Raw genomic sequence first — 13,504 nt, 5'->3', positions numbered from 1 at the left:
CCTCTTTCGGGGCTCACGACGCGGGCCGATTTCGGTGACCCGCTCTCGGCGAGTCGTACTGACACAGCATAGTGCGCACACCGGGGGGCGTGCGAGACGGACTCACCCGATTCGTTCGACGACACGCACGACGGTCAGCAGCACGAAGCAGGCGAGCATCGTCACCGGGAAGCCGAGGTCGAGCGCGATCGGACCGAGCCGCAGCGGAGGCAGCAGCCGGCGGAAGAACTTCAGGGGCGGGTCGGTGACCGTGAACACGGCCTCGGCGAGCACGAGACCGACGCCACGGGGGCGCCACTGCCGATTGAACATCGGAATGTACTCGAGGATGAGTCGCGCCAGCAGCACCAGGATGTAGACGAGGAGAAGGACGTCGACGACAAGCGCCGCCAGGCGCACGATCTCCACGACTACTGCGAGAAGGGTGCGGCCTCGGGGTCGGCCTGAGCCACCGTGCCGTCACCCGAGATCGCGACGTTCTCGGGCGACAGCAGGAAGACCTTGCTCGTCACGCGCTCGATCCGCCCGTACAGGCCCAGCGACAGCCCGCTCGCGAAGTCGATGAGGCGGCGCGCGTCGGCGTCGCTCATCTGCGAGAGGTTGATGATCACCGGGATGCCGTCGCGGAAGTTCTCCGCGATCAGCTGCGCGTCGCGGTACTGCTTGGGGTGCACCGTGAGGATCTCACTGACCGTGCCGACGGTCGGCTGACGCACGACCGCGGGGCGGTGCAGCGGCGTCACCGGCGCGGCCTTTTCGACCGCGCGCTCGGTGGCGCGCTCGCGGCGCACCGGCGTCTCGGCGACCGGCTCGTCGTAGGCGTCCTCCTCGTCGGCGAGGCCCAGGTACACCATCGTCTTCTTCAGCGGGTTCGACATCGCGTCCTCCGTTTGCTCGTCTGGTCTGAGGCTATCCGCGGTCGGGGCGCGGACCCGTGATTGCCGTGCCGATCCGCAGGTGTGTCGCACCCGCCGCAATCGCCTCGGCGAAGTCGCCGGACATTCCGGCCGACATCCACGCGGCATCCGGCACGACGCGGCGCACCGCGTCGGCCGCGGCCGCAAGTCGTTCGAACGCCGCGGTCGGGGCGCCCGCCAGGGGCGCGACCGCCATGACGCCGCGCACCCGCAGCGACGGGCACCGTGCCGCGACGTGCTCGGCGAGGGCCGCGACGCCGCCGGGGGCGATGCCCCCGCGTGCCGGGTCGTCGGTGAGGTTGACCTGCAGGAACACGTCCAGCACCTCCCCGGCATCCGGATCGGCGGCATGCAGCGCGTCCGCGACGCGGTCGCGGTCGACCGAGTGCACGCAGTCGGATGCCGCCCGCACCGCCCGCGCCTTCTTGCTCTGCAGCTGGCCGATGAAGTGCCACCGCAGGTCGCCGAGGGTGGGATCGCCGGCGAGCTCGGCGCGCTTGGCGGTGAGCTCCTGCTGCCGGTTCTCGCCCACCTCGCGCACGCCGAGGGCGTGCAGGTCTGCCACGAGCCGCGCCGGGTGGAACTTCGTGACGACGATGCGGGTCAGCTCCGACGGGTCGCGACCCGCCGCCCGGGCCGCGTCCGCGATGCGGGCGTCGAGGGCGGCGAGCCGCGTGCCGAGATCGGGCTCTGGAACCGAGGTCACTTCAGGAAGTCGGGGATGTCCAGGTCGTCGTCGCCGAAGACCGAGCTGTACGGCTCGCTGACCGCGCCGACCGAGACGGGCTCCTTCTGCTCGTGCTCGGCGAGCTCGCGGGCCACCTCGTCGGCGGGCACCGACGGCACGACCGGGACCGCCGCGGGGCGCTGCGCCGTGATCGGCTCGATCCGCGCCTGCGGCTCGCCGCCGTCGAAGCCGGCGGCGATGACGGTGACACGCACCTCGTCGCCGAGCGTGTCGTCGATGACGGTGCCGAAGATGATGTTGGCCTCGGGGTGCGCGGCCTCCTTGACGAGCTGCGCCGCGTCGTTGATCTCGAAGATGCCGAGGTTCGACCCGCCCTGGATCGACAGCAGCACGCCGTGAGCGCCCTCGATGGATGCCTCCAGCAGCGGCGACTCGACGGCGAGCTCCGCGGCCTTGATGGCGCGGTCGGCGCCGCGCGCCGAGCCGATGCCCATGAGCGCGGAGCCGGCCCCCTGCATGACCGACTTGACGTCGGCGAAGTCGAGGTTGATGAGACCCGGCGTCGTGATGAGGTCGGTGATGCCCTGCACACCGGCCAGGAGCACCTGGTCGGCGGTGGCGAACGCCTCGATCATCGAGATGCCGCGGTCGCTGATCTCCAGCAGCCGGTCGTTGGGCACGACGATGAGGGTGTCGACCTCTTCCTTGAGCTTGGCGACGCCGGCCTCTGCCTGGCTCTGCCGGCGGCGACCCTCGAACGAGAACGGCTTCGTGACGACACCGATCGTCAGCGCGCCGATCGACTTCGCGATGCGGGCCACGACGGGGGCGCCGCCCGTGCCCGTTCCGCCGCCCTCGCCGGCGGTGACGAAGACCATGTCGGCACCCGCGAGCGCCTCTTCGATCTCTTCGGCGTGGTCCTCGGCGGCACGACGGCCGACCTCGGGGTCGGCTCCCGCGCCGAGCCCGCGCGTGAGCTCGCGGCCGACGTCGAGCTTGACGTCGGCGTCGCTCATCAGCAGCGCCTGCGCGTCGGTGTTCACCGCGATGAACTCGACACCTCGCAGCCCGAGCTCGATCATCCGATTGACGGCGTTCACGCCGCCGCCACCCACACCGACGACCTTGATCACCGCGAGGTAGTTCTGGTTCTGGCTCATGCCGGCCTCCATCTTGTCCCGAACCGCGTCTCTAAACCTTGAACCTCAAGTTGAGGTTTAAAGAATTGCCGAGTATGCAATTCCTTGATTGAAGGTAAGCGCGCACCGGTCGCTGCCCCGTCAGGCACTGGGCGTGTCGCGCAATCGCGTTCTCAGACGGTCGTGCGCAACGGCGCGTCAGCGGATGACGACGGCGTCGGGCGAGGACACGTCGTAGGTGTAGACCTGCTCGGGCGGGCGCGCCGCCATCGCGGCGGCGAGCACGACGGCCTTGTACGCCGACCGGTCGGCGTTACCCCAGACGACCTCGGTCCCGGTGCCGCCGAGGGTCAGCGTGACGTCGTTGGCGGTCGTCGCCGACATCGCCGTGACCTGCGTGCGGATGTCGGCGGGGAGGGCCCGGAAGACGGTGCCGATCGCATCGAAGGCGGCAGATCCGATGCCGCCCGTCGCGTCGATCACCGGAAAGCCGGCGGGCGGGTCGGGCGTCGTCGACAGCGCGACGCCGGCCGCATCGACGAGCGTGTATCCCGCGGCCGAGGCGACCGCGCCGATCGGCGTGCGCTCGACGATCCGCACGACCAGCTCGTGCGGCGGGCGGGCCTCGAGCGTGTATGACTCCACGAGCGGGAACTGCACGAGCGCGGCCTTCACCTCGGACGAGTCGACCAGCGGCAGCGGGCGGCCCAGCTGATCGGACAAGGCCGCCTCGACCGCGGCGGCATCCAGGGTCGAGGTGCCGACGACGCGCACCTGCTCGACGGCGAACAGCGGGCTGTACGCGGCGCCGAGCGTGCCGAGCACGAGCAGCACGAGCGCGACGCCGGTGCCGATCCACAGCATCCTCCGGCGGCGCTGGCGCACCGTGAACCGGCGCACCTCGGCCCGCAGCGCCCTGCGGCGCGCCCGGGCGGCGGCCCACACCTCGCGCACCCCGACGCCGTCGAACTCGCTCGGCGCGTCGTCGACGAGGGATGCCGGCGGCGCGTCATCCGGGGCGAGCGGGGTCCGCGGATCGACGGGCATCGTGGTGACGGCATCCGTCGCGGCGGCATCCGTCGCGGCGGCCTCCGTCGCGGTGGCCTCCGTCGCGGTGGCCTCCGTCGTGTCGGCCTCCGTCGTGTCGACCTCGGCGCGCGGCGGTGCGACCTGCCGCACCGGCAGCGCGACCGGCTCGGCCGCGCTCTCGCGCGGTGTCGACGGGGACGCCGGCAGGGGCGCTGGCCGGCGCATGGGCTACGCCCCGTCCCGGCGGTGGCCGGCGGCGTCGGTGGCGCCCAGCGCCTCGAGCACCTGCGGGATGATGAGATACACGTTGCCGCAGCCGAGGGTGATGACGTAGTCGCCGTCGCGCGCGACCGTCGCGGTGTAGTCGGCGGCCTGCTGCCAGTCGGCGACGAAGTGCACCTTCGACGGGTCGCGGAACGCGCCGCTCACGAGCTCTCCCGTCACGCCGGGCACCGGGTCTTCGCGGGCGCCGTAGACGTCGAGCATGACGGTGTGGTCGGCGTGCGTCTCGAGCACCTCGGCGAACTCGCGGAACATCTCCTGCGTGCGCGAGTACGTGTGCGGCTGCTGGATGGCGATGATCCGGCCGCCGCCGATCACGCTGCGCGCGGCGGCCAGCGCCGCGGCGACCTCGGTCGGGTGGTGCGCATAGTCGTCGTACACGCGCACGCCGCGCTCGGTGCCGTGCAGCTCGAACCGCCGCACGGTGCCGCCGAAGCCCTCGACGGCGCGCAGCGCGGGCTCCAATTCGTGGCCGAGCGTCACGAGCACGGCGACGGCGCCCGCGGCGTTGATCGCGTTGTGCGCACCCGGCACGGCGAGGCGGCCCGCGACCGTCTGGCCGTCGTGCGTGAGCGCGAACGACACCGGCCCGTCGGTCGTGATGTCGTGCACGCGGATGCTGGCATCCGCCGCCTCGCCGAACGTCACGACGTTCGCGTGCGTCAGCGCCGCCGCGACGCGCTGCGCGCCGGGGTCGTCGGCGGAGATGACGACCGCCTCGCGCGCCTCGTTCGCGAACCGCACGAAGCCGTCGTAGAACGCGTCGCGGGTCTCCCAGTGGTCGAGGTGGTCGGGGTCGACGTTCGTGATGAGCGCGATCGCCGTGTCGTACAGCAGGAACGTGCCGTCGGACTCGTCGGCCTCGATGACGAACACCTCGTCCGATCCCGTGCCGCTGGAGACGCCGAGACCATTGATCACTCCCCCGTTGACGAACGTCGGGTCGGCGCCGAGAGCGCGCAGCGCGGTGACGATCATCCCGGTCGAGGTGGTCTTGCCGTGGGCGCCCGCGACGCTGACGAGCCGCCGGCCGCCGATGAGCCAGTGCAGAGCCTGCGAGCGGTGGATCACGGGCAGCCCGCGCTGCTTGGCGAGGAGGAACTCCGGGTTCTCCGGCCAGATGGCACCCGTGTGGATGACGGTGTCGGTGTCGCCCGGCAGGTTCGCCGCGTCGTGCCCGACGTGCACCTGGGCGCCGCGGGCGGCGAGCGCGCGCAGTGCGGCCCCGTCGGCGCGATCCGACCCCGACACCCGGATGCCGCGGTCGAGGAACATCCCCGCCAGTCCCGACATCCCGGAACCGCCGATCCCGATGAAGTGGGCGGCGGTGATGTCGTCGGGGATGGGCAGGGTCAGGTCAGGGCGAATCATGGCCCCTAAAGTCTAGGTCGCGGCATCCTGAGCAGACGCTGCGGCGCGCCCTGGCTCGCCGACCGCCGCCCAGGCCCCCGGGCCGCACCCACCGCCCCCCGCACCGCGGTGCCGGTGTCGCCGTTCGGTGTCGCAGTTCTGTGTCGCGAAAAACGGAGAAATCGCGAAACACGGACGCTTCGCGGCCCCGGCATCCGTTTTTCGCGTCATCTCCGTTTTTCGCGACGGGCAGCGGCGACGATGCGGCGATGATGCGGAGGTAGCTATATTCCTGTGTCGGGTATATAGTGGGCCTCATGACCACGCTCGGCGACACCGCCTTCTGGATCCTCACCGCCCTTGCCGACGGTCGCAGACACGGCTACGCAATTCTGCGCGACGTCGCCGACTCCTCCGGTGTCGCTCCCAAGGCGACGACGCTGTACGCGAGCCTGGAGCGCCTGGAGCAGCAGGGGCTCGTCCGCGCCGATGGCGACGAGATCGTCGACGGGCGGGCGCGCCGCTACTTCGCCCTGACGGATGCCGGCATCCTGCGTCTGGAGGCGCAGGCCGCCGAGTTCGAGGGCCGCGCCCGCGCCGCTCGCGCGGCACTGGTCCGCACCGCTCTGGCCCGCACCGCGATGCCGCGGCTGACGCAGGCGACCGCGGCATGGGCGTGAACGACCGCGACGAGCCCTTCCGCCGTCTGCTGCACTGGTATCCGCCGTCGTGGCGGCGCACGCACGGCGACGTGGTGGCCGGGATCATGCGCGACGTCGCCGAAGCCGACGGGCGCACGCGGCCGTCGCGGGCAGAGACGCGCGCGGCGATCGTCGACGGCCTCGCGCACCGTCTCGACCGCCGGCTGGCGATCGGCTGCGCCGTCGCGGCGATCGTCCTCGGCGCCATCGGCTTCGCGATGTGCCTGGTCGTGCCGGCGATCATGCGGACGACGTCCGTCGTGCTGCCGATGGAGGGCGAGCCGCCCACCTGGGCGAGCATCATCGCGGCGCTCGTCACCATGGGCGCGCCCGTCTTCGTCGTCGTCTCGCTCGTCGCGACGTTGCGCGGGCGTGGCATGCGTGGCGCACTCGCACTGTCGTCGCTCGTGCTCGTCGTGCCAGCGGTCGTGCCGCTGGCGGCGATGACGGCATCCTGGTTCACCCGCGCCCACGGCCCCCTGCTGTCGCTGGCCGCCTGGATGCTCCTGGCCGCAGGCTCGGCAGTGCTCGCCGCGGCGGCGACCGCGATCCTGATCGGCGCCACGCTGTCGCGACGATGGCGCGGCTGGGGGTACGCGGTCGGTGCGATCGTCGGCGCGTGCGCGGGGTATGTCTTCGCGACCACGCTGCCGAGCCCGGCCACGCTCATCGTGGCCGCCGTCGGCGCGCTCGTGGTCGCCGTCGTCACGACGCGTCCGCGCGGAGAGCGCGCCGACACGGCCGCGTCGGCGCCGACGCGCACCGCGGCGGGCTGACCGGCGCTGCCGCCGCGCCCGAAAAACGGAGAAATCGCGAAACACGGACGCATCGGGGCCCGGCATCCGTTTTTCGCGTCATTTCCGTTTTTCGCGACGCGCGCGGCGGCGCAGTCGACGGCGGTGGCGCAGTGGACGGCGGCGGCGCGACGGGCGGCGCAGTGGACGGCGGCGGCGCGAGGGGCGGCGTCAGCGGGCGAGGGCGGCGTCGAGCATCGCGATGACGTTCGCGGTGCCCGCCCGCGAGCCGGCCGCGGCGGCGCGCATCGCGGCCAGGGCGTCGGCGTCACCGAGCAGGGGCACGATCTCGTCGCGGATGCGCGCGGGCGTGAACTCGGCATCCGGAATCAGCCGGGCCGCGCCCGCCGCCACGGCGGATGCCGCGTTCAGCGCCTGTTCGCCGTTTCCGACCGCGTACGGCACATACACCGCCGGGATGCCGAGCGCCGATAGCTCGCTCACCGTCGCCGAGCCGGCGCGCGCGACGACGAGGTCGGCGACGGCGAGGGCCAGGTCCATGCGATCGAGGTACGGGACGACGCGGTGATCCGGATGCCGGGGGCTCGCGTCGGCGGCGAGACGGTCGCGCTCCCCCGTCGCGTGCAGCAGCTGCCAGCCCGCCTCGGTCACCGCCGGCCACGCTGCGGCGAAGGCCTCGTTGAGGCGGCGCGCGCCGAGCGATCCGCCGAACACGAGCAGCACGGGCCGGGCGGGGTCGAGCCCGAAGAAGGCCGCCGCCTCGGCGCGCAGCGCCGCACGGTCGAGGTCGACGAGCTCGCGGCGCAGCGGCATCCCGACCGTGGTCGCGCCGCGCAGGCGCGTGCCCGCGAAGACGACCCCGACGCCCGCCGCGCCCCGCGCGCCGAGGATGTTCGCCAGCCCGGGCCGCGCGTTCGCCTCGTGCACGATGTATGGGACGCCCTCCCGCCGCGCGGCGACATAGGCCGGAGCCGAGGCGTAGCCGCCGAACCCGGCGACGATGTCCACCGCCCGTTCGCGCAGATGCGTCCGCACCTGCCCCACGGCGCGGCGCCAGGCCGCGGGAAAGCGCACGGCGGCCCCATTCGGACGGCGCGGGAAGGGCACCTTGTCGACGATCAGCAGTTCGTAACCGCGTTCGGGCACAAGCCGCGCCTCGAGCCCCTCTCGGGTGCCGAGCACGAGCACCGCCGCGTCGGGGTCGCGCTCGCGCAGGCCGTCGGCGACGGCCAGCAGCGGGTTCACGTGGCCCGCCGTGCCGCCGCCGGCCAGCAGGTAGGTCGTCACCGGAACGACACTACCGCGCCGGCGCCACGGGAGTCTTCACGAGCAGCGTGCGGGCGAACGACAGCAGCACGCCGCACGCGATGAGCACCGACAGCAGCGACGTGCCGCCCTGCGACAGGAACGGCAGCGGCACGCCGAGCACCGGTGCCAGGCGCAGCACGACGGCGATGTTGAGCAGCGCCTGGCCGACGATCCAGACGATGAGGCCGCCCGCGACGATCCGCACGAACGGATCGCGGGTCTTGCGGATGACGTGGAACGCCCCCACCGCGAACAGCGCGAACAGCGTCAGCACGACGAGGCAGCCGACGAGGCCGAGCTCCTCGCCGAGGATCGCGAAGATGTAGTCGTTCGCCTTCGCCGGCAGCCAGCCGTACTTCTCGCGCGAGTTGCCCAGGCCCAGCCCGAAGACTCCGCCGTTGGCCAGCCCCCACACGCCGTGCAGCGCCTGGTAGCAGCTGCCGACGACGGCGTTGTAGCAGCCGAGCGAGTCGACGTCGAGGAAGCTCATGATGCGCCGCATCCGGTTGGGGCTCGTCACGGCGAAGTACGCCGCGACACCCACGACGAGCAGCAGCGGAATGAGGAACAGCCGCAGCTTCACCCCGGAGAAGAAGAGACAGCCGAGGAGGATCGCCATGAGGATGAGGCCCGTGCCGAGGTCGTGGCTGCCGACGGCGACGAGACCGATCACGAGACCGCCGACCGGGACGACCGGGATGAACACGTGCCGCCACAGGCCCAGCAGTGTCTGCTTGCGGTACAGCACGTAGCCGAGCCACAGGGCCAGGGTGAGCTTGAGGAATTCCGACGGTTGCATCTGCAGGCCTGCGACCTGGATCCAGTTGCGGTTGCCGTCGTTCTCGACGCCGAGGCCCGGCACGAACACGAGCAGCTGGAACGCGGTCGACACGATGAGCGCCGGCCACGCGATGCGCTTCCAGAAGGTCACCGGCACACGGCTCGCGATGAACATCAGCGGGATGCCGATGACCGCGAACACGGCCTGCTTCAGCACGACCTCGAACGGGCTCTGTCCTTCGGCGACGGCCGAGGCCATGGTCGCCGACAGCACCATCATGAGACCGAATCCGGTCAGCAGCAGCGCGGTCGAGGCCATGAGCAGGAACTCGCTCGGCACCGGTGCGAAGACCCGGCCGAGCGACACCCGCGCCGCGTAGCCGCGACCGGTGGATGCCGGCGCCGGCTCGACGGCCGGACGGGTGGGCGGAGGGGTCGTCGTCGTCACCGGCGTGCTCCCTCTCGTCTGGCTCGGTCCTGCCTACTGCGCGCCGTCGATCCGCTCCCGGACCGCTCGTGCGAATCTGTGCCCGCGATCCGCGTACGAGGCGAACTGGTCGAACGATGCCGCTGCCGGAGCGAGGAGGACCACGTCTCCGTCACGAGCGATCGCAGCCGCCAGTTCGACGACGCGGGTCATGACGTCTTCAGTCTGAGCGTGGTCGACCTCGGTCAGCGGAACCCCGGGCGCGTGTCGCGCGAACGCGTCGACGATCGGGGCGCGGTCGATGCCGATCACGATGGCGGCCTTGACGTCGGCACCGCGCGCGGCGACGAGCTCGCCGATGTCGACGCCCTTCAGCAGCCCCCCGACGACCCACACCGCACCCGGGAAGGCCGCCAGCGACGACGCGGCGGCGTGCGGGTTGGTGGCCTTCGAGTCGTCGACCCACGTGATGCCGCGCGCGACGGCGACCACCTCGATGCGGTGCGGATCGAGGCGGAAACTCTCCAGCGCCCGGGCGATGGATGCCGGGGCCACGTCGAGCGACCGGGCCAGCGCCGCCGCCGCCAGGATGTTGGCGACGACGTGCGGCGCGGCGAGCCCGTGCGCGGCGAGGCTTCCGACGGTCGTCAGCTCCCGCGCGCTCGTGCGCCGGTCATCGAGGAAGGCGCGGTCGACGAGGATGCCGTCGACCACCCCGAGGTCGCTCGGCCCCGGCACGCCGAGGTCGAAGCCGATGGCCCGGCAACCCTCGACGACGTCGGCGTCTTCGACCATGGCGCGGGTGGCGGCATCGGCCTTGTTGTAGACGCAGGCGACCCGCGTGCCCCGGTAGACGACGGCCTTCGCGTCGCGGTAGGCCGCGGCCGACCCGTGCCACTGGAGGTGGTCGTCGGCGAGGTTGAGGCACACGCTCGCGTGCGGCGAGACGCCGCCGGCATCCGGGGCGTCCTCGCTCAGGCCGAGGTACCAGAGCTGGTGGCTCGACAGCTCGACCACGAGCGCGTCGAACCCCGACGGGTCGCGCACGGCGTCGAGGACGGGCGTGCCGATGTTGCCGCACGGCACGGCGCGCAGTCCCTGCGCGACGAGCATCGCCGCGGTCAGCTGCGTCGTCGTCGTCTTGCCGTTGGTGCCGGTGATGAACAGCCAGTCGGCGGGGGTGCCGTCGGCGCGCAGCACCTTGTCGCGCACGCGCCAGGCGAGCTCGATGTCGCCCCACAGCGCGATGCCCTCGGCCCGCGTCCAGGCGATCACCGGGTGGTGCGGCGCGAAGCCGGGCGAGGCGACGACGACCTCCGGCGCGAAGTCGGCGAGCTCGGCCGGGGTGGCATCGAGCGGGCCGGTCCACAGCCGCGCGCCGATGACGGGCAGCAGCCGGGCGTACTCCTCGCTCGCACCCTCGCTCACCACGAGCACCTCGGCGCCGAGTTCGGCGAGCGTGTCGGCGACCGAGAACCCCGTCACCGACAGGCCGAGCACGGCCACGCGCAGCCCGCGCCAGTCGGCGTGCCAGCTGCGCAGGGCGTTCAGGTCACGGCTCACAGGGCCGCCAGCCACGCGACGTAGAACAGGCCCACGCCGACGACGGCGAGCATGCCGGCGATGATCCACATGCGCACGACGATCGTGATCTCCGGCCAGCCGCGCATCTCGAGGTGATGGTGGAACGGGCTCATGAGGAACAGCCGCTTGCCGCCGGTGAGCTTGAAGTAGTACCGCTGCAGGATGACCGATCCGGGGCCGATGATGAAGACGCCCGCGATGATGACCGACAGGATCTCGGTGCGCGAGAGGATCGCCATCGCGGCGACCACGCCGCCGATCGCCATCGACCCGACGTCGCCCATGAAGATCTTCGCCTTCGGCGCGTTCCACCAGAGGAACCCGACGAGGGCGCCCACGAAGGATGCCGCGATGATCGTGAGGTCCATGGGATCGGGCGTCGGGTAGCACGCCGAGACGTACTCGGGCACGAGGGCGGAGCTCGTGCAGCGCTGCTGGAACTGCCAGAACGTCACGAGGCTGAGCGCGGCGATCGTGAAGATGCCCGAGCCGGTCGCGAGGCCGTCGAGCCCGTCGGTGAGGTTCGTCGAGTTCGACCACGCGACCGAGATGAAGGTGACCCATGCGAGGTAGAGGATCCAGCCGACGATCGCGCCGAGCGCCATGAACGACAGCAGCGGGATGTCGCGGAAGAACGAGACGTACGCAGATCCGGGCGTGACGCCGTCCTTGTTCGGGAAGTTCAGCGCCAGGATGCCGAACGGCACCGCCACGAGCACCTGGCCCACGATCTTGCGCCACCCCGACAGCCCGAGGCTGCGCTGCTGGCGCACCTTCATGTAGTCGTCGATGAAGCCGACGATGCCGAGGCCCACCATCATCCAGATGACCAGCAGCCCCGAGGCCGACGGCGGCGCGCCCCCGGTCAGGGTGCCGGCGAAGTATCCGACGATCGATCCGACGATGAAGACGATGCCGCCCATCGTCGGCGTGCCGCGCTTGGCCTGGTGGCTCGGGTTGTTGATGTCTTCCGGCGTGCGGATCACCTGTCCCCAGCCGAGCCGCTCGAACAGGCGGATGAACAGCGGGGTGAGAAAGAGCGTGAACGCGAGCGAGATCGTCGCGGACGTCAGCAGTGATCTCACGAGAACGATTCTCCCAGACGATCCCCGAGAAACCGCAGACCCGCCGAGTTCGACGACTTGACGAGCACGCGGTCGCCGTCTCGCAGTTCGCCCTGCAGGTAGTCGAACGCCTCGTCGGCGGACTCGAAGAACACCGCCTCGCCGTCCCACGAGCCCTCGCCGACGGCGGCGAGGTACAGGCGTCGCGCGTCGCGGCCGACGACGACGATGCGCTCGATGCGCAGGCGCACCGCGAGCAGGCCCACGCGGTCGTGCTCCTCGCCGGCGTACTCCCCCAGCTCGCTCATGGCGCCGAGCACGGCGACCTTGCGCTGGCCGGGCTGGGTGATCTGCGCCAGGGTGCGCAGGGCCGCGGCCATCGAGTCGGGACTCGCGTTGTAGGCGTCGTTGATGATCCGGATGCGCTCGGAGCCGAGCGGCTGCATCCGCCACCGCTCGGCGAGCGCGACGGTCTCCAGGCGTGCGATGCCCTCGGCGATCGGCACGCCGAGCACCTCGGCGGCCGTGAGCGCCGCGAGGGCGTTCATGACGTGGTGCTCACCCAGCACGCGCAGGCGCAGCGGCATCCGCTCGCCGTTCGCGACGACGACGCACGTCGTGCCGTCGGGGCTCACCTCGACCTCGTCGGCGCGCACGTGCGGCACGCCGGGGTGCGTGGCAGGCGCTGCCGCCCCCCGCCCGAACCACCGCACCGAGACGCCGCGTGCGGCGGCGACAGCGGCCATCGTCGCCACCCGCGGGTCGTCGGCGTTGAGCACCGCCACCCCGCCGGGGCGGATCGCCTCGACGAGCTCGGTCTTGGCCTTCAGCGTCGCCTCGACGCCGCCGAACCCGCCCGCGTGGGCCATGCCCACCATGAGCACGACGCCGACGTCGGGGGTCACGAGGCCTGCGAGGCGCGCGATGTCGCCCGGGCCGGAGGCGCCGAACTCGCTCACGAGGTAGCGGGTGTCACCGGTCACGCGCAGCATCGTCAGCGGGGCGCCGACCTCGTTGTTGAACGACGCGCGGGGCGCGACGGTCTCGCCCTCGTCCTGCAGGATGCGGGCGAGCAGGTTCTTCGTCGTCGTCTTGCCGTTCGAGCCGGTGATGCCGGTGATCTGCAGCGCGCCGCGGGCGCGCACGCGCCCGACGACGGTGCGGGCGAGGTCGGCGAGGGCGCCGACGACATCCGGCACGACGATCTGGCTGATCGGCACGTCGACGACGTGCTCGACGATCGCGAGCGCGGCGCCGGCGCCGGCGGCCGCCGGGACGAACAGGTGCCCGTCGGTGGTCTCGCCCGGCTTGGCGACGAAGATGCCGCCGGGTGCGATCAGCCGCGAGTCGGTGTCGACGGCGCCCGCCACGACGGTGGTCTCGGTGTCGGCGCCCGCGGTGAGCAGGGTGCCGGACACCGCCGAGGCGACATCTGCGAGTGTCATCGGGATCATAAGTCTTCTCCTGCGCGCGTCGCTTC

General features: G+C 72.0%; 13 protein-coding genes. 2 read left to right on the top strand and 11 right to left on the bottom strand.

Annotated features, from left to right (window positions below):
- Nucleotides 1-102: 102 nt before the first annotated feature.
- From QM720_RS10450 to murC, 6 genes are all read right to left on the bottom strand, one after another.
- A complete protein-coding gene (locus tag QM720_RS10450; RefSeq protein ID WP_415126269.1) occupies nt 103-408 on the bottom strand; it encodes a YggT family protein in 306 nt (101 codons plus the stop codon).
- A 2-nt stretch (nt 409-410) separates the two neighbouring features.
- The gene (locus tag QM720_RS10445; RefSeq protein WP_415126267.1) at nt 411-878 is read right to left on the bottom strand and encodes a cell division protein SepF; all 468 of its coding nucleotides are present in this window, start codon (nt 876-878) and stop codon (nt 411-413) included.
- 31 nt (nt 879-909) lie between these two features.
- Complete coding sequence (locus QM720_RS10440) at nt 910-1,623, bottom strand: YggS family pyridoxal phosphate-dependent enzyme (protein WP_415126265.1); 714 nt, start codon at nt 1,621-1,623, stop codon at nt 910-912.
- On the bottom strand, nt 1,620-2,765 hold the full coding sequence (gene ftsZ, locus QM720_RS10435; protein ID WP_415126263.1) for a cell division protein FtsZ: 1,146 nt from the start codon (nt 2,763-2,765) through the stop codon (nt 1,620-1,622). The genes QM720_RS10440 and ftsZ overlap by 4 nt, the downstream gene beginning before the upstream one ends.
- A 177-nt stretch (nt 2,766-2,942) precedes the next feature.
- The gene (locus QM720_RS10430; RefSeq protein ID WP_415126261.1) at nt 2,943-3,998 is read right to left on the bottom strand and encodes an FtsQ-type POTRA domain-containing protein; all 1,056 of its coding nucleotides are present in this window, start codon (nt 3,996-3,998) and stop codon (nt 2,943-2,945) included.
- A gap of 3 nt (nt 3,999-4,001) precedes the next feature.
- Nucleotides 4,002-5,426, bottom strand: coding sequence for a UDP-N-acetylmuramate--L-alanine ligase (gene murC / locus QM720_RS10425; protein ID WP_415126259.1), 1,425 nt, complete (start codon nt 5,424-5,426; stop codon nt 4,002-4,004).
- Between the two features lie 296 nt (nt 5,427-5,722).
- Here murC and QM720_RS10420 point away from each other — a divergent pair, with 296 nt between their 5' ends.
- Nucleotides 5,723-6,085 carry a PadR family transcriptional regulator gene (locus QM720_RS10420; protein ID WP_415126257.1) on the top strand — a complete coding sequence of 121 codons (363 nt, stop codon included), beginning with the start codon at nt 5,723-5,725 and terminating at the stop codon, nt 6,083-6,085.
- Nucleotides 6,076-6,882, top strand: coding sequence for a hypothetical protein (locus QM720_RS10415; protein WP_415126255.1), 807 nt, complete (start codon nt 6,076-6,078; stop codon nt 6,880-6,882). The genes QM720_RS10420 and QM720_RS10415 overlap by 10 nt, the downstream gene beginning before the upstream one ends.
- Before the next feature lie 189 nt (nt 6,883-7,071).
- On the opposite strand, the gene QM720_RS10410 is transcribed toward QM720_RS10415, so the two are convergent.
- Genes QM720_RS10410 through QM720_RS10390 form a run of 5 tightly spaced genes read right to left on the bottom strand, consistent with a single transcriptional unit; the run spans nt 7,072 to nt 13,478 of the window.
- Nucleotides 7,072-8,148 (bottom strand): UDP-N-acetylglucosamine--N-acetylmuramyl-(pentapeptide) pyrophosphoryl-undecaprenol N-acetylglucosamine transferase, encoded by a 1,077-nt coding sequence (locus QM720_RS10410; RefSeq protein WP_415126253.1) that lies wholly within the window; start codon nt 8,146-8,148, stop codon nt 7,072-7,074.
- Between the two features lie 10 nt (nt 8,149-8,158).
- Nucleotides 8,159-9,397: a putative lipid II flippase FtsW gene (gene ftsW / locus QM720_RS10405; protein WP_415126251.1), complete on the bottom strand. Its 1,239-nt coding sequence runs from the start codon at nt 9,395-9,397 to the stop codon at nt 8,159-8,161.
- Between the two features lie 33 nt (nt 9,398-9,430).
- Entirely contained in the window at nt 9,431-10,939 is a 1,509-nt protein-coding gene (gene murD / locus QM720_RS10400; RefSeq protein ID WP_415126249.1) for a UDP-N-acetylmuramoyl-L-alanine--D-glutamate ligase, read from the bottom strand.
- A complete protein-coding gene (gene mraY / locus QM720_RS10395) occupies nt 10,936-12,045 on the bottom strand; it encodes a phospho-N-acetylmuramoyl-pentapeptide-transferase (protein ID WP_415126247.1) in 1,110 nt (369 codons plus the stop codon). The genes murD and mraY overlap by 4 nt, the downstream gene beginning before the upstream one ends.
- Nucleotides 12,042-13,478 carry a UDP-N-acetylmuramoyl-tripeptide--D-alanyl-D-alanine ligase gene (locus QM720_RS10390; protein ID WP_415126245.1) on the bottom strand — a complete coding sequence of 479 codons (1,437 nt, stop codon included), beginning with the start codon at nt 13,476-13,478 and terminating at the stop codon, nt 12,042-12,044. The genes mraY and QM720_RS10390 overlap by 4 nt, the downstream gene beginning before the upstream one ends.
- Nucleotides 13,479-13,504 lie beyond the last annotated feature (26 nt).

This window comes from Microbacterium sp., from assembly GCF_047602155.1.
In the GTDB taxonomy this organism is placed as follows: domain Bacteria; phylum Actinomycetota; class Actinomycetes; order Actinomycetales; family Microbacteriaceae; genus Microbacterium.
The sequence above is the reverse complement of the archived record's forward strand: the minus strand, read 5'-3'. Positions and strand labels throughout refer to the sequence as shown.

Coding starts and splice junctions, on each gene's coding strand:
- QM720_RS10445 (WP_415126267.1), bottom strand. CDS start 878: ATGTCGAACCCGCTGAAGAAGACGATGGTGTACCTGGGCCTCGCCGAC.
- ftsZ (WP_415126263.1), bottom strand. CDS start 2,765: ATGAGCCAGAACCAGAACTACCTCGCGGTGATCAAGGTCGTCGGTGTG.
- QM720_RS10430 (WP_415126261.1), bottom strand. CDS start 3,998: ATGCGCCGGCCAGCGCCCCTGCCGGCGTCCCCGTCGACACCGCGCGAG.
- murC (WP_415126259.1), bottom strand. CDS start 5,426: ATGATTCGCCCTGACCTGACCCTGCCCATCCCCGACGACATCACCGCC.
- QM720_RS10420 (WP_415126257.1), top strand. CDS start 5,723: ATGACCACGCTCGGCGACACCGCCTTCTGGATCCTCACCGCCCTTGCC.
- QM720_RS10415 (WP_415126255.1), top strand. CDS start 6,076: ATGGGCGTGAACGACCGCGACGAGCCCTTCCGCCGTCTGCTGCACTGG.
- QM720_RS10390 (WP_415126245.1), bottom strand. CDS start 13,478: ATGATCCCGATGACACTCGCAGATGTCGCCTCGGCGGTGTCCGGCACC.